The sequence below is a fragment of the Campylobacter concisus genome, from assembly GCF_002165775.1.
Lineage (GTDB): Bacteria > Campylobacterota > Campylobacteria > Campylobacterales > Campylobacteraceae > Campylobacter_A > Campylobacter_A concisus_E.
This window is the reverse complement of the sequence record NZ_NDYP01000009.1, coordinates 148,925-170,160: the sequence shown is the minus strand read 5'-3', so window position 1 is coordinate 170,160 and position 21,236 is coordinate 148,925. Positions and strand designations below refer to the sequence as shown.

Here is a 21,236-nt window from a genome sequence, read left to right as displayed (position 1 = left end):
CTGGCTCAATCGATCACTTGTTTAGATTTCAAAGATTGACTAATAGTTTAACAATTGTAAGTTAAAAGAACAACGATAAAAAGAAAAGGCTTTATTAACCAATGAAGTTAAAGGTGGTTTCTTATTTCGTGAGCTGGAATTATATATGAGCAATACTTAAATATAGTTGAAATAATTAGGTAATTTTAGAAAAATTTATTAGGCGCTTTAAAATTTTAAATTGTGTATTTTTATTATTAGGTTTATAGGGTTTAGTTTATATATGCGTATCCACTTCTTTTTTCTATATTTATAGAGGCTACATTGTTATTTTTATCTGTTAAAACTATCTTGCAATTGCCTTTCAATAGTCTTGAATAAGGCCTTTTTGCTCCTTTATTGCCAGTAACACTTACCACTCTCATGGGCCTACCTAATTCGTCAAAATCAATGGTTTGCATTTTGCCTTTTCCGCAACTACCGACAAATTTAACTGATTTTATGCCATATTTTTTCTCGATATTTAAATCTGTATTAATTTTATTGCAATAGGACTGAGGAATGCCTCTCCAGCCCGCACTTAAGAATTTGTTTGATTTTTGTGTATCGATAGCAACCTCTTCTTTGGAATTTAAGTTACCACTAAATTTATTACCGCTACCTCTTTTATCATAGAAAATACTATATTTCCAAGATTTAACCCCAGGCTCATCTACAGAGCACTCTTGCAAACTAGTGTCATTAATAGCTATCCCCCATCTCATTTTAAACCAAAATTTTTCATTTTCTGAATGAACAAATTTATCATCTTGCATGGCAAGGTGCTGGGCGTACCTTATATGCGTTAGCATCTGTGTAGCTGCCTCTCTGGCTCCGTTTATTTCTAGCCTTGGTATGATCATTGCTGCAAGTATGCCAACGGCAATGATTACAAATATAAGCTCTATAACAGTAAAACCCTTGTTTTTATGCATCTACCTGCCTCTTGCATCAAAATTTGCGATTACTTTTCCCATTTTTTCTATGCAAAATTTTGATTTTCCATCTAGATCGGCGCTTACTAATAAATTTTTAGACTCATCTCTTATGTCTATACCATAAAATTTAAGTCTTAATGCAAGCTTTTTATTATCAGTGTATAAATCCTTAATTTCCGCTTCTTTTAATTTAGCAGCAAGCTCTTTTACAACATCAAATTTATAGACAAAATGCTTTGTTGGGTTATCTAAAAATAGGTAAAAAATTTGATTAAATACAATCATCGACCAATTTAAGGCTAAAAAAAGCATCACTAAGGTCGTGCAAATTTTATAGCCTTTTCTAAATTTTGGCAATCTTACACGATATGAATTAAAAAATACTCTTACCATAAGTGGCGTTGCGATCACGCAAAATGGCAAAAACTGCTCAAGCTCCAGTCTTTGGCGCACAGAGACTATCATACAAAAGCAAAACGAGCAAATCGCAATAAACCATAAAAGATCCTTCTTTTCCTTAACCCAAATTCTATAAATCGTATAGACAAAAAAGATAAAAATAAACGGCGAAAAAACAGCGGCAAAGATACCAAAAGTATCGATAAAGTGCCCACTTGGCCTACCATTTGTATCAAAGCCAAAAAAGTAAAGTGTTAGCAAAAATAAAATAGCACTTAGCCAAGCAAGCGGAGGCCTTCTTTTATAAAGTGAAAATATAAAAAATCCTGCGTAAAATATCAAAAAATCGCCATCTATAAAAAAAGCAAGACAAAAAAATGTTACAAATAAAATTTTATTTTTAATATGGAAAAAGTATATACATAGGAGCGCCAGCATAACGCAAAGCCCAGCATTATTGACGATAAGAGCTGAAGCTAGCGTGCCAGGAAGTAAGATAAAAAGCAATACCGCAATAAGTCTGTCAAACTCTAATTTAATGTAAAATTTGCTTATCTTATACATTAAAATAACGCTTAGAATATGAAATGCAATCATCACAGATCTTAGAGCAAGATCTGTTTGACCAAAAATTTGAACACTTAAGTTTAAAACATGGCTAAGAAAATTTTGTTTATTAAAAAAAATTTCAGCTTCACTGTAACTTATGCTAAGAGAATTTGCCGTATAAAGTAAAAATATACAATCGATCAAACATATTAAAAATACGCTAAAAGCGACGTGATGTCCAACAAATTCTCTAAATTTATCTAGCAAAAATTTTCCTTAAATATGTATATCCCAAAAAAACTCGATCCAATCGTGAGCCTCTTTTACCTTAAATTCTGGCAAAAGTAGAGCCTTCTCTTTGTAAAAGACGGTCGCTATTTTGATATCTAAATTTGGATAACGCTTAAGCAGCTCTCTTTTTATCTCGACCATGCTCTCGCCACTATCGATAATGTCATCGACGAGCAAAATTTTAGTGTATTTGCTAAGATCTGGTACGTTAAAGATGTTAATCGTATCAAGCTTGTTTGTATCTTCATAATGGATAGAATTTAGGGTAAATAAATTTCTATTTTCAAGCGCAACAGCTAGCGAGTGGCCAAGCGTTAGGCCGCCTCTTGCCACAGCTAGTATCACCTCTGGATCAAACTCGTCTTTTATCTGTTTTGCCATCTTTTTAGTATCAACAGCAAATTCATCATAGCTATAAAATATCATCTTTCTTCCTTATCAATGCACTAAAAATACGATAAAACTAATGAGCGCTAGCACGACTACGCCTAAATTTATATCGCTAAATTCTCTCTTTATGAGCTTAACTATTACGTATGACATAAAACCAAATGCAAGGCCGTTTGTGATCGAGTAAGTAAGCGGGATGAGCACAACTATGAAAAATGTCGCAACGGCGATGGCTGGATCTTTGAAATTTATGCTAGCAAGCTCGGCAAACATAAGCACGCCAACCATTACAAGGATCGGATAAATGGCGTTACCAGGGATCGCTTTAAAAAGTGGCAACATAAATAGTGTAAGTATAAATAAAAGTCCGCAAAATACAGCCGTTAGACCAGTTCTACCGCCCTCTTCTACACCGCTAGCACTCTCTACAAACGATGTGGTCGTACTTACGCCTACAAGTGAGCCAGCTACCGTAGCAATAGCGTCAGCTTCAAGAGTTTTTTCAAGTTTTACGACGCCATCTTTTTTGTTTTCATCAAATATCCCTGCCCTTGTGCCTACACCAGCTAGTGTGCCTATCGAGTCAAAAAGATCGGTCACAAAAAATGTGATAACAACTGGCAGCAAGGCTAGGCTAAGCGCACCTTTTATATCAAGCTCTAAAAATATCGGTGAGATAGAAGCTGGAGTTGAGAAAATTTCTGTTGGATGAGGAGCGATACCAAGCACCCAAGCAATCACTGAAGTAGCAAGCACGGCTAGGATAAACGCGCCCTTTATCTTCCACGCCCAAAAGCAAATAACCAAAAATAACCCCAGAACGCCAAGAAGCACGTTTGGATCTCTGAAATTTCCTATGCCAACCAAAACTGCGTCGCTATTTACGATAAAGCCCATTTGCTGAAATGCAACAAAGCTGATAAAGGTGCCTATGCCAGCGCTTATCGCTCTTCTTAGATCAAGTGGGATGGATCTTATTATCCACATTCTAAAATTTGTAAAAGACAAGACAACAAATATCACGCCACTTAGAAAAACAACGCCAAGAGCCGTTTGCCAAGGCACTTTCATACCGATGCAAAGACCAAATGTAAAATAAGCATTAAGCCCCATGCCAACGCTCATCGCAACTGGCGTGTTCGCCCAAAGACCATTTAATACCGTAGAAAAGATGGTAATTAGCGCAGTTGCCGTAATTAGTGCATCATAAGGCATACCAGTTTTGCTCATAATGATCGCATTTACCGGCACGATATACATCATCGCCAAAAACGTCGTAAGTCCAGCTCCAAATTCCTGCTTCACACTCGTTTTGTTTTGTGCTAAGTCAAAAAATTTCACCCCAAGCTCCTTTAGTAAATTTTAAGTTCGTTATATAAACTATCACGCTCAACTGGCGTAAAACCAGATGTTTTTATGAGATCGCAAAATGTCTTTAGTGTAACGCCGTTTGCGCTATTTGCGCCAGCTGCACTTTGGATGCTCTCTTTTTCTATCGTGCCATCAAGATCATCAGCTCCAAATTCCTGAGCTATCATGGCTAGATTTAGTGTCGAAGTAGCCCAGTAAGCTTTGATATGTGGAACATTATCTAGCACAAGACGTGAGATCGCCAGAGTCTTTAAAATTTCAGCTGATCCTAGAAATTTAATATCTTTTAGGTAGTTATTTTCTCTTTGATAAACTAGTGGGATAAACGCGTTAAATCCGCCAGTTTCATCTTGCAAGTCCCTAATCCTTAGCATGTGATCGATCCTGTTATCGCGGCTTTCTATGTGACCAAAAAGCATCGTTGCGTTGCTTTGTTTGCCGTGATCGTGCCACATTTTATGGATCTTTAGCCAGTTTTCGCTACTTACTTTGCCTTTGCAAATTTTAGCCCTGACCTCTTCATCAAAAATTTCAGCCCCGCCGCCTGGCATGCTATCGACGCCGTATTCGAGCATCTTCTCTATCACTTCTTCATAGCTTAAGCCATAATGTCTTGATAAAAAGTCGATCTCAGCTGCCGTCATCGCTTTTACATGGAGCTCTGGATGAGCTGCTTTTATCTTTTTAAAAATTTCTAAGTACCACTGCCAGCCACTTTTTGCGTTGTGAGCTGATACGATGTGTATCTCCTTTACGCCGTGGCTTACGCTTTCATCAATGATCTTTAAAATTTCTTCGTGACTCATTAAGTATGGATTTGGATTTTTTCTATGGGCTGAAAACGCACAAAATTTACAGATATCAGCGCAGATATTTGTTGGATTGATATGGCGATTTACGTTAAAAAAGACCTTATTGCCGTGCAGCTTTCTGCGCTTTTTGTCGGCAAATTTAGCTAACGTAAAAAGATCAAGATCATAAAGCGAAAAAGCCTCTTGTTTGCTTAATCTCTCGCCACTTTCTAGTTTTTGTAATAGATTCATTATCTTTATCGTCCTAAAGCTGAACTTAAGGCTTTATTATAGGCAAATAAAGCTTTGTTTTTGCAAAAATTATGTAACATTTGCCAAGATATTTTTAACAATGGAAACATTAAATGCTGGCTGATAAAAGTACCAAATATAGCGACAATTATTTAAAAATCAAAGAGAAATTTCTTGATTTTAAGGCAAATTTGCCAAAACATTTTCAAAAAAATCAGGGTAGAAATTTTGCAAATTTCTTAGCCAAAGAATATGATGATTTTATAAAATCTTATTTAAATGAAACTATGCGAGATTTTTTTGATGATTTTGTACCACAAAATGATAGCTTTGCCTTTAGCGTTTTAGCTACTGGAAAATACGCCCAAACCCTACTTAGTGCAAATAGTGAGCTAGAAATTTTACTAGTTTATAAAAATTTAAAAGGCTACAACACAAAAAATTTTCTAAAAGAATTTAGCGAAATTTTAAGTAGCTCTGGAATAAATTTTTATATAAAAAGCGTTGAAATAGATGAAATTTTTACAAATTACAAAGACGATCTCAAATTTAAAAGCGAAACATCACAAGTCCGATATATCTGTGGTTCAAAAAGTCTCTACCGCTTAGTAAAAAGTGAGATCGTAAAATTAAAAGAATTTGATAAAAAAGCCTTTTTAAACTACCATTTAAAGGCATTTTTGCCGTTTTCTAGCATCAGCTACTTAGCCCAAGAGCCAAATTTAAAAAGTGGCTTTGGCGGGATAGATGAAATTTATCACCTAAACTGCATACTAAACTGCCTAGATAGCGACATTTCAGTTAGGTCACAAGCCCTAAAAGTGATGAATGAAAAAGAGATCGCTAGCTTTAACCTAAATGTGGACTTTTTACTAAGCCTACTAACTACCTTGAATTTAACGCAAAATTCTGATACTTTTAGCGCTTCAAGCGTTGAGATCACGACAAATTTCATGCAGACAAAGTCTAAAAAGCTTCAAGATAACGAAAGCGTTATCAGCCAAAAAATGCTAAGCTCGATGAATAATGTTGCTATTTATTCGAGGTTTATCGTCGCTTCTCTTTGCAGGCCATTTTTTAAAAGCGAGCTAAATTTTGATCAGAGAAAATTTGCAAGACTAAAAAATGGCTTTTACGAGATAAATGGCGTTATTTACGTGCCGCTTCATAAAAAGCCAGCTCTCATTGAAAATCTAATAACCGAGCTTTTAGAACTAAAAGATGTTGATTATAAATTTGATATAAGTGCGATCTTTTACATCAAGCGAGCCATCATCACAAAAAGTGGCTTAGAGCGTGCTATAAGTGAGTTTAAGAAGATATTTTTAAGAAAAAATTCCTACGCTATTTTAAAGTCATTGCTTGATGCGCAAATGATACAAATTTTAATAAAACCAATGGAACACATCAGCCAGCTAGCTCAGTACGACGGCTATCACGAATTTACTGTCGATGAGCATAGCATTTTAAGTGTAAAATTTCTTGAAAATATAAAAGATAAATTCATAAAAAATCTCTATACCGAGCTTTGCTTGGAGGGCAAAACAATGCTAAAGATCGTGACTTTAATGCACGACGTTGGCAAGGGGCTTGGCAAAGATCACGCAAATATCGGCGCTAATATCTTTAGAGCATACGCAAACAAGCTAAATTTAAGCCAAAAGGCCGTAAATATCGGCGTCATCTTGATAAAATACCACACGCTAATGAGCAACGTCTCAAACAGAGAGGACATTTATTCCCAACGCGTTATTTTTGCTTTTATCTCAAAGCTTGGCGACAAGCAGGTTTTAAAACTGCTTTACATCCTTAGCTACTGCGTGATAAATGCGACAAACGAGAGGCTCTATAACGCCTACACAGCAAAGCTTTTAAGAGAGCTTTATGAAATTTCTCTTAGTGCATTTAGCGATGAAAATTTACTTGATGAAGCGACAAGGCGTGTAAAAAAAGAGCAGTCTATAAAACGAAATAGCGAGTTTTTAGCACTTGAACTAAGCTTGCAAGAGAAAATTTTTAAAATCACATCAAATCTTGTCTTTATAAAATATAGTGCGAGTGAGATCATAAATTTAAGCAAGGTTGCAGATAGCTTAGATACGACAGAAATTTTTATAAATAACTCTAAAAATTTAAGCATTCAGATTTATACAAAAAAGAGCCTAAATTTAAGTGCTCTGCTCTATGAATTTGCTAAATTTGACCTAGCATACATGGAAATTTTTGAGCTATTTGAGAAGAAATTTTATATCAGGCTTGATTTTAACCAAAATGTTAAAAAAGAGGAGCTTGAAACTACTAAAAATTTAGCTCTAAAATCCTTAAATAGCGAGGTTTTAAAAGAGCCTTTGAAACCAAACATTAACAAAGATGAGATAAACTTCGAGCTAAATCACTCAAAAGATTACGCCAAACTTAGCATCAACGCAAAAGATCAGCGCGGACTAATGGCTTATGTGATGAGTGTTTTTGATAGGCTTCATTTTCAAGTCACTAGTGCGAGAATCCAAACGGTCAAAAATAGAACAAGAAATCTCTTTTTGATCGAGAAAAACGAGCGACTTGAGAGTAAAGGCGAAGAGATATTAAATTTATTAATAAGCGAGTAAAACATGTGTGGAATCGTAGGATACATCGGAGATAAAGAGAAAAAAGAGGTCATTTTAAGCGGTCTAAAAGAGCTTGAGTACCGAGGATATGACAGTGCTGGTATGGCTGTGATGAGTGATGACAAAATCGACTTTTTTAAGGCTGTCGGTAAGCTTGAAAATTTAGCCATAAAGACAAAGGACTTTACATCAACTGGCTTTGGCGTGGCGATAGGTCACACACGCTGGGCGACGCACGGCAAACCAACTGAGATAAACGCTCACCCACACCTTGGCGAGCACTCATTTGTCGTTCACAACGGCATCATCGAAAACTACAAAGAGCTTAAAGATGAGCTTGAGGCAAAGGGCGTGAAATTTGTCAGCCAAACCGATACTGAGGTGATCGTGCACCTTTTTGAAGAAATTTTAAAAGAGAAAAAAGATCCATTTAAAGCTTATGAGGCAACTATTGCAAAGCTAAGAGGCGCTTATGCGACGCTACTTATCACCAAAACTGCGCCTGATAAGATATTTTTTGCAAAAGATGCCGCTCCTATGGCGATAGGAAAGAGCGACAAAAAAGAGCTATACTTTGCTTCATCTGACGCTCCACTTATCGGCAATGCAACAGAGGTGGCATATCTTGATGACAACAATTACGGCTACGTGAGCCTTGATGAGATAGCTGTTTTTAAAGATGGTAAAAAAGCCAACATAACCTTCAATGCACTTCCAAAAGATAAAAGCTATGCCCAAAAAGAGGGATATACATTTTTCATGGAAAAAGAAATTTATGAGCAAGGTGCTGTCGTATCTGAAACCATCATGGGCAGGGTCAAAAACCATAAAGTAACACTTGAAAATTTAGACGATGAATATCTAAAAAGTATCGATGACATAGTGCTTTGTGCATGTGGGACTAGCTATCATGCCGCACTTGTCGCGAGTTATTTGTTTGAAAGACTAGCAAAGGTTAGAACAAAAGTTGAAGTTGCTAGCGAATTTAGATATAGAAAGCCTTATCTAAACAAAAATTCGCTTTTTATCGTCATCTCTCAAAGTGGTGAAACAGCAGATACTCTAGAAGCCTTAAGGATTGCAAAAGAGGTTGGGCTTAGAACGCTTGCTATTTGCAACGTTGATAACTCATCTATCGTTAGACTAGCTGACAATACACTTCTAACTCGTGCTGGTATCGAAAAAGGCGTGGCAAGCACAAAAGCCTTTGCTACGCAAATAGTTGTACTTTGGATGCTTGTGCTTCAAATGGCAGCAGCAAAAGATTCCATCAGTAAAAAAGAGCTCGATCACGAAGTAAAAACACTTTTACATATACCACAAATTTTAAATATCAACAACTCACTTCAAGAAAAACTACACCGCTTAAGCAAACACTACTTGCACGGACACGGCTTTTTCTTCATAGGTAGAGACATCTTTTATCCGTTGGCACTTGAGGGAGCATTAAAGCTTAAAGAAATTTCGTATCTTCACGCCGAAGGTTATCCATCAGGTGAGATGAAGCATGGCCCTATCGCACTTGCGGACGAGAAGCTATTTACAATCGCTTTAATGCCGCAAAATCTACTTTATGAAAAAACTAAAAGTAATGTCGAAGAACTTGCGGCTCGTGATGCTTATATTTTAGCTATAAGTCCACTAGAGTTTGACCTAAGCGATGACTATGTAAAGACAAGCGTACAAGATCACTATATGAGCGAATTTTTTGAGATGATGCTTGTGCTTCAACTTCTAGCACTTGAAATCTCAGTCAGGCTTGGCAACAATGTAGATATGCCAAGAAACCTAGCAAAAAGCGTAACAGTAGAATAAATTTAATTAGCTGGCAAATGCTGGCTAGTTAAATTTTAGTTGATATTTTGCATTAAATTTTATGAAATACTGTTCTTAAAAGAGCGCAACCTAGCTAAAATTTATCTATCCTTAGTTTAAATTTTTATACTTTACCATGACAACAAAAAATAGAAACATATGTATCATTTTTGATTGAATAAAAGTTTGATGAATTAAGCAAAAAGGATAAGAATATCGCACTGGAGTATATTGAAATAATGTGCGATATTAAAAATCAAAAAGTGGATATTGTCGATCTTGTTGGCATTTTCTCTTTAAGCGCAAAAGAGATGCTTAATAAAATCATTATATATTAAAGCCTTATTCTAGCCCACTAAACTAAAAAATTTAAAGCTCAAAACTCTTAAAATTTATCTTTACCTAGCATCGTTGCCAGCTGTTCTTTGATTCTATCATCAAATTCACTAACGCTTATAATACCTCTACTTTCACACATCTTAGCATCATTAACATCGCAGTAGTCGCTAAGTGCATTTTTGTATCCGCCCCTTATACAAGCCTCTCTGTCTTCTAAAAATCCAGCCCCACCAAGGATTAATACGCCAAGGTCAAAACCTATCTTAAATTTCGCACTCGCTGAGCTTTTAACCCAGCTTAAAAATATCTCATCGTATCTTAATCCAAGTGCTCCAACGCCATCTGGCACGATTAAGATATCCACACCATAAAGGCTCTCAGCATAAATTTCTGGATGAAGCCTGACGCCAAATTCATCGACAATCTCAGGCTTTAGTGCGTAAGTCTTGATATTAAAATCCTCAAATTTATGTAAAAAATCATAAATTTTGGCAAAGCTTAGTAGATTTAGCTTGTCAAACATCAAAATGCCAACTTTCATGCTAACTCCTTTTAGTGAAGTGCCTCATTTAGCTTGATCGCCCTTTTGCTCGCACTTGCAGTGATCTGACCTGTTTGGCTATTTTGTCTAAAATGAAGTCCATTTAGCCCACCAAGCTCAAGCGCTTTGTAAATTTCAGCTTCAAATTTAAACTCTGGATTTAGCTTAGCTAACTTTTCGCGCTCGCTAGCTGATATATAGACCTTTGTGCCCTCAAGCACCGCTATACCAGCATCTACGATGCAGTTATCACCAAGAGGTACTCCTGTGACTGAGTTTGCGCCGAGCAAGCAGTGTTTGCCAATGCTTACAGGGTTGCCGTTTGTGCCACTTAGCACGCCAAGTATGCTAGCTCCGCCACCTACGTCACTACCCTCGCCAACTACGACAGAGCTGCTGACCCTGCCCTCGACCATCACGCCACCAGTTGTACCTGCGTTAAAGTTGATATAGGCAGCACCTGGCATAACGACTGTGCCAGGATACACGGCAGCACCCATGCGAACCTTAGCTGAGTCTAAAATTCTCGTATTATCAGCTGGAATAATGTGGCTTAAAAATCTTGGGAATTTATCGACGCTAACGATCGCTGGGTATTCGCCAAACATCTTTAGAGAAATTTCATTTTCTCTTAGCCATTCAAGCTCAATTGGCGCATTTTGGCTAGTCCATGCAACATTTGGTAACACACCAAAAGCTCCATCAAGCACGATCGTCCTAGGTGCGACCTTGCCAAGCGAGATCAAGTAAAGCTTGAGATATACGGCCTCTACGCTAAGTGGCTTTGCATCATCAAACAAAAACACAAGTTTAAATTTATTCTCATTTAGTTCAAGATCGTCATCAAAAGCCATTTTTACGGCATGCAAATTTTGTACATTTTTATGAGAGCTTATCTCTTTTTCAAAGACACTAAAGAGCTTGCTAGCCTTTTTTACCACTTTTGGAGTAAGATCGGCTACAAATTCAGAACCATTAAAATCAACCTTAACATCACATTTTTGCAAAGCATAGATATAAGCAGCTGCGCTTAAAAAACTCTCTTTGTAATTTACAACAGCGAATGTCGCTTGCAAAATTTTGTCTGTATTTTTTTGTCCGCGATCGATCCTAGCGATACCAAAAGCAAGCGGATCTTTGTAACCATCTTTTTTTCTAAATTCTTCAAAAAATTCCTTAAATTCATTTGCATCTTTAAACTCTTTAGACATCTATTCTCCTTTAAATTTTTCTTAGTCTAGCCAAAAATGGCTAAAAATTTTATGATTTTAAGTCCATTAAAATTTTTAAATATTTTTATATTTTTAATAATGATTAATCTTATCATAAAGTAAATTGCAATAAGATTTTGCAAATTTAAAGAAGGGGTTTAAATGTCAAATTTAGTAACAAAACCTAGATTTGCTCTGGCTGCGTTAATCGGCCTTGTCGCTGGTGTTGTCTCAGCCTTTGTCAAATGGGGAGCAGAATTTCCACTTCCTCCAAGAAGTCCAATGGATATATTTAACGCTGCTTGCGGACCAGAGAGTGCCATTAGAGCAGCCGATGCGATCGATTGCTCTAGAAATTTCTTAAATCCGCCTTATGTATTTTTAAGAGATTATTTGGGCGTAGCCGATCCAAATGCCGCTATTTACGAGTTTGCAGGGCATGCATTTAACTACGTAATGATGACGCATATATTGTTTTCGATCGTTTTTGCGGTGGCTTATTGTGTTTTGGCTGAGAAATTTCCAAAGATTACAATATGGCAAGGCTTACTAGTTGGCGTTATCGTAAATATCGCTGTTCACGTGATCACATTACCTATTTTGGGGCTTACTCCACCACTTTGGACACTCCCTTGGTACGAGCATGTATCTGAATTTGTCGGCCACATGATATGGTTCTGGTCGATAGAGATCATCCGTCACGACCTAAGAGCTAGGATCACAAAAGAAAAAGATCCGAGCGATTATTGCTGCTGCAACGCATAAATGCAAATTTTTGCTGTTTTGGGCTAAAAACCTAAAACAGCAACTAAATTTATCTCACCATTTAAAAGCAAAATTTATCCGCGATTAGCACTCCTGGCTAAGCTCTAAATTTTCTAAACGAAGTGGCTTTTCACCTTCAAAAATCACCCCAATACCAAAAGGTTCGCAAATATCAAGCGCGCCGTCGACAAACCTCATCAGCCACTGCTTATCGCGTGAATAAAAGGTGCATTGAGGCAAGCTAAAAGGCAAATCGCAGACTGGCACGTCAAGTAATTTAAGCTCGCCCTTGCTTAAAAGGCATTTTTGCTTAAGCTCATCTCGTAAAAACGTAAGCGCATCTTTTACATACCGGTCAATATCGCCGGCGATGCGCTCTGCTAGCAAAGTAGTCTCATCGTCCACATCTGCCCCATTTGCCGAGATAAGGCAAAAGAGCACCTGTCCAAAAATTTCGCTTTTTAGCTCCGTCTCCACGTACCAAATAAAACCTTCATCCGTTGCTATTTTTTCAAGTTCGCTAAATTTCAAAGTCATTTTTTATTCTCATTTTTTGTAGTTTTGCTACTCCTATGAAAAGAGCCAAATTTAAGCAGATTTGTAGTGAGCTAAAATTTATCATCTAAAATAGAGATAGCTTGTAAATTTGTCCTTTTAGCATAAAGCAAAAGCTAAATTTATAAGCAAATTTTTAGTTTTTCTCGCTATTTAGAAGCAAAATTTCTTATCAGTGCCATTTTGCTTGCGCATAGCTTTAAAGTTAGCAAGATTATCTTTATCTAAAAAGTAATCTTTCTCTTTTTTATTGCGGGCCTCTAGCTTTTCTATGCCTTTTGCAAAGGCTACTTTTCTATCTTCGTGAGGCGAGCTAAATTCTGGCGAGAACATCGCTTCATAGGCATTTTTCTTAGTCCATTCAAGCGCTTTATCAGCGATATCTTGTTGCTTTTTGATATCGCAAAATGCATAAGGATTGACCACGTCGCCAACAAGCTTCATAAACGCCCCTATCGCGGCCACCACCTCAGTAAATTTCTCGCCTTCCATATCTATAACGCCTCTTAGCAAGATCGCGCAATTTTTTGCCGCATAAAACCAAAATACCGCATCATCGCGAAGTCCAAGATCGTATGCACGAGCTGAAAGGACAAAAAGAGTTATCGGAGAGACCATTTGTGGGGTGTCTTGCACGATCTTTTCAGCCTTTTTAAAGTCCTCTTCTTTGCCACTTTTTAAAAGCTCATCTATCTTGTCATAGACCTTGACGTACTCCACCTTGCCAGCATTTGCTGAGTAGTAAGGCGTGACGTAGATGTCGATACTTCTTACTTTACCATCATTTGCAAAGCCACATACCGATCCAAAAAGTAGCGCCGTAAGTAGTGATAAAATTTTCATTTTAGTTCCTTGGTTTAAAATTTTTATTATTTTAACTAAAAGCAGTTGAAAAGATTAGGATAAATTTAAGAAAAAGTCCGCAAATTTAAGCGGACTTCGAAGATTAGTTTTTAAAACTATGAATTGGAGCTGGAATTTGTCCGCCACGAGCGATGAAGTCGGCACTTGAGGCTTTGTTTATCTTCATCACAGGTGCTCTTCCTAAAAGGCCGCCAAACTCGATCATATCGCCCTCACGTCCAAGAGGTATAATTCGAACGGCCGTTGTTTTTTGATTTATAACTCCGATAGCCGCCTCATCAGCTATCATCGCAGCTATGCTCTCGCTTGGTGTGTCAGCAGGTATGGCGATCATATCAAGACCAACCGAGCATATCGCCGTCATCGCTTCAAGCTTTTCTAAATTTAGCGATCCCGCGCGCACCGCAGCTATCATACCCTCATCTTCTGAGACCGGGATAAATGCACCGCTTAAGCCGCCAACTTGATTGCACGCCATGACGCCACCTTTTTTGACCGCGTCATTTAGCAAAGCAAGTGCCGCAGTCGTGCCATGCGTACCAACAGCCTCAAGCCCCATCTCCTCAAGCACGCGGGCTACCGAGTCGCCCACAGCTGGTGTCGGAGCAAGAGAAAGATCAACGATACCAAATTTAACCCCAAGGCGCTCGCTCGCCATTTGGCCAACTAGCTGGCCGATACGCGTGATCTTAAACGCCGTTTTTTTAACGGTCTCAGCCACTACATCAAAGCTCTCGCCACGTACCTTTTCAAGGGCTCTTTTTACCACGCCAGGGCCAGAAACGCCGACATTTATCACCACATCAGCCTCGCCCACGCCGTGAAATGCCCCAGCCATAAAAGGATTATCCTCGACTGCGTTTGCAAAAACGACAAGCTTAGCACAACCCATCTCAGAGGCTGCCGCCGTCTCTTTTATGATGCGTCCCATGTCACGCACCGCGCTCATATTTATGCCAGTTTTCGTTGAGCCGACATTGACACTTGCACATACTTTTGAAGTCTGAGAAAGTGCTTGCGGGATAGAATTTATCAAAATTTCATCGCCCTTTTGATAGCCCTTTTGAACTAAAGCTGAAAAACCACCTATAAAATCAATACCAACCTCAATAGCCGCTCTATCAAGCGTCTTTGCGATCATTACGTAGTCTTTTGCATCCGTTGCGGCGCCGATTATCGAGATAGGCGTCACGCTTACTCTTTTATTGACGATTGGTATGCCTAGCTCAGCAGAAATTTCGTTGCCCACTTTGACTAGGTCTTTGGCTTTAGTGGTGATTTTTGCGTAAATTTTGTCGCAAGCTTTGTTGATGTCAGGATCGATGCAATCAAGCAAACTAATGCCCATCGTGATCGTTCTGATGTCAAAATTTTGCTCTTCGATCATCGAGATTGTTTCGGTTACATTTTTGATGTCCATTGTTTTTCCTTAGATTGTATGCATCGCATCAAAGATAGCGGAACTTTGGATATTTATCTTTACTTTTAGGCTCTCTCCAAGCTCGTTAAGTTCTGCTCTTAAGGCCGTAAAGTCTTTATTTTCATCACTTGAAACCACTGCCATCATCGTAAAAAACTCATCTAAAATAGTCTGTGAGATATCATCTATGTTTAGCCCTAGCTCGCTAAGCTTTGCTGAGACGCCAGCAACGATGCCGACTCTATCTTTTCCGACTACAGTTACGATCGCTTTCATGTTTTCTCCTATTAAATTTTAAATGATTGCATTTTGGCTCCAAAATTTAAGCCAAGCATCAAACAAAGCTAAATTTTGGTAGCCAAATTCAAACTGGCAAATTTTAAAATTTGCTCTAAATTTTATCTTTTGTAAATTTTACTTCGAGCAAGCACTCTTGCCGTCATTTACTGGCTGGATCGCTGAGTTATCAGCTCTGCCATCACTATTTATATTTTCTATTATCTCCCACAGCCTAGCCGCCGCTTTTTCGTAGCGTTTAGCAGTGACCGAGTTTGGCTCGTAAAAGCTCACCGGCTTGCCGCTATCGCCGCCCACGCGAACAGCCGGCTCGATAGGGATCTCGGCTAACACTTCGGTGCTATAGGCTTTTGCTACCTCCTCGGTCGTGCCTTTGCCGAATATATCATACTCCTTGCCGCTTTCAGGGCAGATGAAACCACTCATATTTTCGATGACGCCAGCGATTGGGATGTGGAGCTTCTCAAACATATCAAGCGCACGTTTGCTATCGTCAAGCGCTACCACTTGTGGCGTTGTGACGCAGACACCTGCCGTTACTGGCACGCTTTGAGCTAGAGTTAGCTGCGCGTCGCCCGTTCCTGGAGGCATATCAAGAAACAAGACATCAAGCTCACTCCAAAGAACGTCTTTTAACAGCTGCTCGATCGCTTTCATGATCATCGAGCCACGCCAGATGAGGCTCATGCCTTCTTCCATCAAAACGCCCATACTCATCATCTCAACGCCGTGACTGAGTATTGGTTTTAGTTTGTTGCCTACTACTTGCGGCTGAGTATTTACCTCGCCAAGCATTCTTGGGATATTTGGTCCGTAGATGTCAGCATCCAAAACGCCCACTTTTTTGCCAAGTTTTGCCATTGAAATGGCTAAATTTAGAGTCGTAGTTGATTTACCAACACCGCCTTTGCCTGAGCTTACCATTACGAAATTTTTAACTTGTGGTGCGATATTTTTACCACTTTGAGTGTTACTTTTCTCCTCAGGTATCTTTGGCTGGATCAAATTTAGCACGTACTCATTTGAGCCCATGACACGTTTGATGTCCGTTTTTAGCTCGTTTGCCACCTCTGGGCTTGAGCTAACGATCTCGACTTCGATTAAGATTTTATCGCCGATCTCCACGTTTTTTACAAAGCCAAAGCTAACTATATCCTTCTCAAATCCCGGATATATGACGCCTTTTAGTCTATTTAAGACCTCTTCTTTATTTAACATTTTTCTCCTTTTTCTAGATCTTTTGAAATTTTATATGCACAAAATTTTGGTCCGCACATCGAACAAAAATGAGCGCTCTTAAACGCATCTTCTGGCAAGCTCTCATCGTGAAGCTCTCTAGCCTTTTTTGGATCAAAGCTAAGCTCAAACTGCTTGTTCCAGTCAAATGCATATCTCGCGTCACTCATCGCATGGTCTTTTTCGATGGCTCCTGCCTTGCCAAGTGCGACGTCTGCGGCATGAGCTGCTATCTTGTGAGCTACGATCCCCTCTCTTACGTCATTTTCATTTGGCAAGCCAAGGTGCTCTTTTTGCGTCACGTAGCAAAGCATGCTAGCGCCGTGATATGCTGCCATCGTACCACCTATCGCTGAAGTGATATGATCATACCCCGCGCCGATATCGCTAACAAGCGGTCCAAGCACGTAAAATGGGGCGTCATGGCAGAGCTCTTGTTCGATTTTCATATTATACTCAATTTGACTTAATGGCACATGACCAGGGCCCTCTATCATCACTTGCACATCTTTTTGCCACGCACGAAGTGTTAGCTCTCCAAGCACCTTTAGCTCACTAAGCTGCGCCTCGTCTGTCGCGTCATAAAGGCAACCTGGGCGAAGTCCGTCGCCAAGCGAGAGTGAGACGTCGTATTTTGCACAAATTTCTAAAATTTGATCAAAAATTTCATAAAATGGATTTTGCCTATTTAGCTTTGACATGTAGCTCGCGCTCAAACTGCCACCGCGGCTAACTATGCCCATTTTACGCTTTTTAACAAGGGGCAAAAACTCACGCAAAAAGCCAGCGTGTATCGTAAAGTAACTAACCCCTTGCCTTGCTTGCTTCTCTAGCACGCTTAAAATTAGCTCATTTGTGATATTTGTAACCTCTTTTGCCTCTTTTAAAATTTCATACATAGGCACTGTGCCAACTGGCACGCTTGAGTGCTCGATGATAGCGCTTCTAATGGCGTCTAAATCGCCATCCGTGCTTAGATCCATAACCGTATCAGCTCCAAATTCTAAGCAAATTTCAAGCTTTCTAAGCTCTGTGCAAATGTCGCTACTTAAGCTTGAGTTGCCGATATTTGCATTGATTTTTGTCTTTAGCTTTCTGCCTATGCCCATAGGCTTTAAATTTGTGTGATTTACGTTTGCTGGGATGATGATCCTGCCGTTTGCCACCTCATCCATCACTAAATTTTCGCTCACTCCCTCGATCTTTGCCACATAGCTCATCTGCTTTGTGAGCTCGCCTCGCCTAGCATAGTACATCTGTGTCTTTGTCATGACTAGCCTTTTTTTAAAATTTAAAGGCTCATTTTAGTCCTTTTTTGTTTTGATCTAACTAAATGCTAGACTTAAATTTATTTTTATAAAAAGAAATATTTAGCTTTTAGGTGTATAATTCCGTAACAATTTTCAAAGGAGCTACCTTGCTTGATATCTCACTTATAATGCTAGGAGCAGGAAATTCTAGCCGTTTTGAGCTACCTGTAAAGAAGCAATGGCTTCGCATCGGCAGTGACCCACTTTGGCTATTTGCCACTAAAAATTTGAGTAACTTTTACACATTTAAAGAGATCATCGTCGTTAGCAAAGAGTGCAAATATATGTCTAAATTTGCTCCAAATTACAAATTTGTTGATGGCGGCGAAACCAGACAAGATAGCCTAAAAAACGCACTTGAGCTAGTAAATAGCGAATTTGTCTTAGTTAGCGACATCGCTCGCCCTTGCATTTCAAGCGAGCTTTTTCACAAAATTATAGAGGCAGCAAGTCAGGCTGATTGTGTAGTTCCAGCGCTAAAGATCGCTGACACCGCTTATCTTGGCGAAAATGTGGTTGATAGAGATAAGGTAAAGCTTATCCAAACACCACAACTCTCTCGCACAGCGCTTCTTAAAAAGGCTCTTAGCAGCGGCGAAATTTACACAGATGATAGCTCGGCTATGAGAGCCATTGGTGCGAGCGTATGGCAAATTTTAGGTGATGAAATGGCAAGAAAGATCACTTACAAAGAGGATCTTGCCAAAATTTCTGCTTTAAAAGAGCCTGAAAATGAAGTCTTTGTTGGAAACGGCTTTGACGTGCATGAGTTTGAAAAGGGCCGTCCTTTGATTCTTTGTGGCGAGAAGATCGACTATGAGTTTGGGCTAAAGGCTCACAGCGACGGCGACGTGGCACTTCATGCGCTAACTGACGCTATCTTGGGAGCTGCTGGACTTGGCGATATAGGCGAGCTTTTCCCTGATACGGACGCTAAATTTAAAGATATTAGCTCCATTTACTTGCTTGAGGAAGCTTACAAAAGGGTGCAAAGCGTGGGCTTTGTGCTAACAAACGCTGATATCACGATAATGGCGCAAAAACCAAAAATTTCAAAACTAAAGTCAAAAATGGAGGCAAATATCGCAAAAGCTCTAAATTTAAGCCAAAGCCGCATAAATGTAAAGGCAACGACTACTGAAGGGCTTGGCTTTGTTGGCAGATGCGAAGGGATCGCCGTAATGGCAAGTGCAAGCCTTAAATTTTACAACTGGAAGCAAATATGAAAATTTTAATAATAGAAAACGAAATTTACTTAGCTGGCTCGATGGCTAGTAAACTAGCTGATTTTGGCTACGACTGCGAGATCGCTAAAAGCGTAAAAGAAGCATTGAAGTTTGAAAATTTTGATGTAGTGTTACTTTCTACCACACTTCCAGGACAGGACTTCTACCCAGTCATAGAAAAATTTAAAAGCTCTATCATCATTTTACTAATCGCTTATATCAATAGTGACACTGTGCTAAAACCGATCCAAGCAGGTGCGGTTGATTACATCCAAAAGCCATTTATGATAGAAGAGCTAGTTAGAAAGATAAAGCATTTTGAGGAATTTAGAAATTTCAAAAATGAGATCAAAAACTATGAAAGCTACGTAAATTACGCTTTAAAAGAGTATGAAATTTCTAGCTTTGAAGCAAAAAAGATAAAATTTCCACTGCTTTTAAAATCAAGCAAAAGCGGATACAGCGATAAATTTATATTTAGCTATGTAAAAGCTTGCAAATTACCATTTTTATTTTTAGGCAAAGCCTGTTTCTCTGAGCTTGAAAAGGCACTAGCCAAAAATGGTGATGAGCTAATCTATATGACAAATTTAGAGGAGCTAAAACAAGAAGAAAAAGAGAAAATTTTAGAAATTTGCAAAAAGAAAAAGGTCGCGATATCAACTAACGATTTTGCACAAAAAGCACCATTTGACGAGCTTGAGCTTTCAGGACGCGATAAAAATTTTAATATCGATGAGATAGTTACGATAGATGAATATATAAAGTACATAATCGTTAATTATCAAGATAAATTCCCTGATACAGAACTTAGCAAGAAGCTTGGAATTTCTAGAAAATCACTTTGGGAAAAGAGAAAGAAATATGACGTCAGCAAGAAAAAATAGTGAAATTTCTATAAATACCGAAGTTTTTGGTGCTTTGGAGCTAATAAAAAATAAAATTCTCTCAGATTACGACTCGTTGATGGACGATGAACAGATAAAAGAGGTGGGCAAAAAGGGCTATTTTAATAGCGAGCCGATGCCGTATTCTTTTGGATTTGCTCCATTTGGCGAGCTAAATCAAAATATTGCTAGCAAGCTTACTTCTGGACAAAAGGTAAATCTAAGTCTTGATGGTAAGATCGTTGGACACATCAATGTTGCTAAGGTCTTTAAATTTGACGAGAGCATGAGAGCTAAAAATATATTTTTAGCAAATGAAGCCAGCAATGATAAAGAGCTAAATTTAGGCAAATACGGCATTAGTGGCGAATTTGAGCTTTATGATGAAAGTATGCAAATAAGCAAAAATGCACTAAATGATCTAATAAAAGAAGATGGCGCTAAAAAGATAACGGCAGTTTTTTTAACGGCTGATCCATTTAATAGAGCTCACGAGCGCCTTGTTAGAATGACTATCGATAAGGCTGATTTAGTAATCATTTTTTTAATACGAACACGCGAAGAAAAGCACGTTGATTACGAGATTAGAAAGCAAGTGCTAGACTATTTTATACAAAATTATTTGCCAACAAAAAAAGTCTTTGTCTTTGCTCTAAAAAATACGACTCTTTTTAGCTCACATGCAAACCCAACACTTGAGTGCATCGCTGCTTCAAGATTTGGAGCAAATAAGCTAGTCATCGGGCAAAACCACTCAGGAATTGGAATGTTTTTTGATCACAATGAAGCTCATACGATTCTTGATATTTACAAAAACGACCTAAATTTAGAGGTAATCGTACTGCCAGAGCTAGTTTATTGCAATAAATGCAAGACACTAGTTAGCACCAAAAGTTGCCCACACGGACAACATCATCAGATCAAATATCATCCAGATGTCATCAAGGAGCTGCTATTTAACGGCATTATGCCACCAGCCATTCTTGTGAGGCCAGAAATTTCTGCACTAGTTTTAAGCAAACTCTTTACAAATCGTTTCAAAGACGTGCAAAAGCTTTGTGATGATCTTTTTGTAAATTCAGGACTGCTTGAAAACAAAACTGACCGTGACTTTTACGAAGAGCTTATGAAGCTTTATCAAACATCATCGATGACTTAAGGA

The 21,236-nt window shown here is 38.5% G+C and carries 19 protein-coding genes; 6 read left to right on the top strand and 13 right to left on the bottom strand.

The window, feature by feature from the left end:
- Window positions 1-251: 251 nt before the first annotated feature.
- Genes B9N66_RS08580 through mqnE form a run of 5 tightly spaced genes read right to left on the bottom strand, consistent with a single transcriptional unit; the run spans window position 252 to window position 5,002 of the window.
- Window positions 252-953 (bottom strand): pilus assembly FimT family protein, encoded by a 702-nt coding sequence (locus B9N66_RS08580; protein WP_087580676.1) that lies wholly within the window; start codon window positions 951-953, stop codon window positions 252-254.
- The gene (locus B9N66_RS08575) at window positions 954-2,171 is read right to left on the bottom strand and encodes a glycosyltransferase family 39 protein (RefSeq protein ID WP_087580675.1); all 1,218 of its coding nucleotides are present in this window, start codon (window positions 2,169-2,171) and stop codon (window positions 954-956) included.
- Between the two features lie 9 nt (window positions 2,172-2,180).
- Window positions 2,181-2,621, bottom strand: coding sequence for a phosphoribosyltransferase (locus B9N66_RS08570; RefSeq protein WP_087580674.1), 441 nt, complete (start codon window positions 2,619-2,621; stop codon window positions 2,181-2,183).
- A 12-nt stretch (window positions 2,622-2,633) separates the two neighbouring features.
- Entirely contained in the window at window positions 2,634-3,926 is a 1,293-nt protein-coding gene (locus B9N66_RS08565) for an NCS2 family permease (RefSeq protein WP_087580673.1), read from the bottom strand.
- Window positions 3,927-3,937: 11 nt separating this feature from the next.
- On the bottom strand, window positions 3,938-5,002 hold the full coding sequence (gene mqnE / locus B9N66_RS08560; protein WP_087580672.1) for an aminofutalosine synthase MqnE: 1,065 nt from the start codon (window positions 5,000-5,002) through the stop codon (window positions 3,938-3,940).
- Between the two features lie 110 nt (window positions 5,003-5,112).
- On the opposite strand from mqnE, the gene B9N66_RS08555 reads away from it, so the two are divergent.
- Window positions 5,113-7,608: an HD domain-containing protein gene (locus tag B9N66_RS08555; protein ID WP_087580671.1), complete on the top strand. Its 2,496-nt coding sequence runs from the start codon at window positions 5,113-5,115 to the stop codon at window positions 7,606-7,608.
- 3 nt (window positions 7,609-7,611) lie between these two features.
- Window positions 7,612-9,423, top strand: a complete 1,812-nt coding sequence (glmS, locus tag B9N66_RS08550; RefSeq protein WP_087580670.1) for a glutamine--fructose-6-phosphate transaminase (isomerizing) — start codon at window positions 7,612-7,614, stop codon at window positions 9,421-9,423.
- A gap of 385 nt (window positions 9,424-9,808) precedes the next feature.
- Here glmS and B9N66_RS08545 read toward each other — a convergent pair whose 3' ends face one another.
- Together B9N66_RS08545 and B9N66_RS08540 are read right to left on the bottom strand one after the other, a co-directional pair.
- Window positions 9,809-10,303, bottom strand: coding sequence for a hypothetical protein (locus B9N66_RS08545; protein WP_087580669.1), 495 nt, complete (start codon window positions 10,301-10,303; stop codon window positions 9,809-9,811).
- A gap of 11 nt (window positions 10,304-10,314) precedes the next feature.
- Complete coding sequence (locus tag B9N66_RS08540) at window positions 10,315-11,514, bottom strand: 2,3,4,5-tetrahydropyridine-2,6-carboxylate N-succinyltransferase (protein WP_087580668.1); 1,200 nt, start codon at window positions 11,512-11,514, stop codon at window positions 10,315-10,317.
- A gap of 162 nt (window positions 11,515-11,676) precedes the next feature.
- Here B9N66_RS08540 and B9N66_RS08535 point away from each other — a divergent pair, with 162 nt between their 5' ends.
- Window positions 11,677-12,279 (top strand): YagU family protein, encoded by a 603-nt coding sequence (locus B9N66_RS08535; protein ID WP_087580667.1) that lies wholly within the window; start codon window positions 11,677-11,679, stop codon window positions 12,277-12,279.
- 84 nt (window positions 12,280-12,363) lie between these two features.
- Here the strand turns inward: B9N66_RS08535 and B9N66_RS08530 are convergent, their stop codons facing one another.
- The 6 genes from B9N66_RS08530 to thiC all read right to left on the bottom strand — a co-directional run bounded on the left by B9N66_RS08530 (window position 12,364) and on the right by thiC (window position 17,922).
- Window positions 12,364-12,816: a hypothetical protein gene (locus B9N66_RS08530; RefSeq protein WP_087580666.1), complete on the bottom strand. Its 453-nt coding sequence runs from the start codon at window positions 12,814-12,816 to the stop codon at window positions 12,364-12,366.
- A gap of 171 nt (window positions 12,817-12,987) precedes the next feature.
- Window positions 12,988-13,677 (bottom strand): cytochrome-c oxidase, encoded by a 690-nt coding sequence (locus B9N66_RS08525; protein ID WP_087580665.1) that lies wholly within the window; start codon window positions 13,675-13,677, stop codon window positions 12,988-12,990.
- A 103-nt stretch (window positions 13,678-13,780) separates the two neighbouring features.
- Window positions 13,781-15,118, bottom strand: coding sequence for a PFL family protein (locus tag B9N66_RS08520; protein WP_087580664.1), 1,338 nt, complete (start codon window positions 15,116-15,118; stop codon window positions 13,781-13,783).
- A gap of 9 nt (window positions 15,119-15,127) precedes the next feature.
- Complete coding sequence (locus B9N66_RS08515) at window positions 15,128-15,394, bottom strand: ACT domain-containing protein (RefSeq protein WP_021091480.1); 267 nt, start codon at window positions 15,392-15,394, stop codon at window positions 15,128-15,130.
- 138 nt (window positions 15,395-15,532) lie between these two features.
- Window positions 15,533-16,633 carry an Mrp/NBP35 family ATP-binding protein gene (locus B9N66_RS08510; protein WP_087580663.1) on the bottom strand — a complete coding sequence of 367 codons (1,101 nt, stop codon included), beginning with the start codon at window positions 16,631-16,633 and terminating at the stop codon, window positions 15,533-15,535.
- A complete protein-coding gene (gene thiC / locus B9N66_RS08505; protein WP_087580662.1) occupies window positions 16,627-17,922 on the bottom strand; it encodes a phosphomethylpyrimidine synthase ThiC in 1,296 nt (431 codons plus the stop codon). Before thiC ends, B9N66_RS08510 begins: the two co-directional genes overlap by 7 nt.
- 146 nt (window positions 17,923-18,068) lie before the next feature.
- Here thiC and B9N66_RS08500 point away from each other — a divergent pair, with 146 nt between their 5' ends.
- The 3 genes from B9N66_RS08500 to B9N66_RS08490 are packed head-to-tail and all read left to right on the top strand — an operon-like array spanning window position 18,069 to window position 21,233.
- Window positions 18,069-19,187 carry a bifunctional 2-C-methyl-D-erythritol 4-phosphate cytidylyltransferase/2-C-methyl-D-erythritol 2,4-cyclodiphosphate synthase gene (locus B9N66_RS08500; protein WP_087580661.1) on the top strand — a complete coding sequence of 373 codons (1,119 nt, stop codon included), beginning with the start codon at window positions 18,069-18,071 and terminating at the stop codon, window positions 19,185-19,187.
- Entirely contained in the window at window positions 19,184-20,074 is an 891-nt protein-coding gene (locus B9N66_RS08495; RefSeq protein WP_087580660.1) for a response regulator, read from the top strand. Before B9N66_RS08500 ends, B9N66_RS08495 begins: the two co-directional genes overlap by 4 nt.
- The gene (locus B9N66_RS08490) at window positions 20,052-21,233 is read left to right on the top strand and encodes a sulfate adenylyltransferase (RefSeq protein WP_087580659.1); all 1,182 of its coding nucleotides are present in this window, start codon (window positions 20,052-20,054) and stop codon (window positions 21,231-21,233) included. The genes B9N66_RS08495 and B9N66_RS08490 overlap by 23 nt, the downstream gene beginning before the upstream one ends.
- Window positions 21,234-21,236: the final 3 nt, after the last annotated feature.

Coding starts and splice junctions, on each gene's coding strand:
- B9N66_RS08580 (WP_087580676.1), bottom strand. CDS start 953: ATGCATAAAAACAAGGGTTTTACTGTTATAGAGCTTATATTTGTAATC.
- B9N66_RS08570 (WP_087580674.1), bottom strand. CDS start 2,621: ATGATATTTTATAGCTATGATGAATTTGCTGTTGATACTAAAAAGATG.
- B9N66_RS08555 (WP_087580671.1), top strand. CDS start 5,113: ATGCTGGCTGATAAAAGTACCAAATATAGCGACAATTATTTAAAAATC.
- glmS (WP_087580670.1), top strand. CDS start 7,612: ATGTGTGGAATCGTAGGATACATCGGAGATAAAGAGAAAAAAGAGGTC.
- B9N66_RS08545 (WP_087580669.1), bottom strand. CDS start 10,303: ATGAAAGTTGGCATTTTGATGTTTGACAAGCTAAATCTACTAAGCTTT.
- B9N66_RS08540 (WP_087580668.1), bottom strand. CDS start 11,514: ATGTCTAAAGAGTTTAAAGATGCAAATGAATTTAAGGAATTTTTTGAA.
- B9N66_RS08535 (WP_087580667.1), top strand. CDS start 11,677: ATGTCAAATTTAGTAACAAAACCTAGATTTGCTCTGGCTGCGTTAATC.
- B9N66_RS08530 (WP_087580666.1), bottom strand. CDS start 12,816: ATGACTTTGAAATTTAGCGAACTTGAAAAAATAGCAACGGATGAAGGT.
- B9N66_RS08525 (WP_087580665.1), bottom strand. CDS start 13,677: ATGAAAATTTTATCACTACTTACGGCGCTACTTTTTGGATCGGTATGT.
- B9N66_RS08520 (WP_087580664.1), bottom strand. CDS start 15,118: ATGGACATCAAAAATGTAACCGAAACAATCTCGATGATCGAAGAGCAA.
- B9N66_RS08515 (WP_021091480.1), bottom strand. CDS start 15,394: ATGAAAGCGATCGTAACTGTAGTCGGAAAAGATAGAGTCGGCATCGTT.
- B9N66_RS08510 (WP_087580663.1), bottom strand. CDS start 16,633: ATGTTAAATAAAGAAGAGGTCTTAAATAGACTAAAAGGCGTCATATAT.
- thiC (WP_087580662.1), bottom strand. CDS start 17,922: ATGACAAAGACACAGATGTACTATGCTAGGCGAGGCGAGCTCACAAAG.
- B9N66_RS08495 (WP_087580660.1), top strand. CDS start 19,184: ATGAAAATTTTAATAATAGAAAACGAAATTTACTTAGCTGGCTCGATG.
- B9N66_RS08490 (WP_087580659.1), top strand. CDS start 20,052: ATGACGTCAGCAAGAAAAAATAGTGAAATTTCTATAAATACCGAAGTT.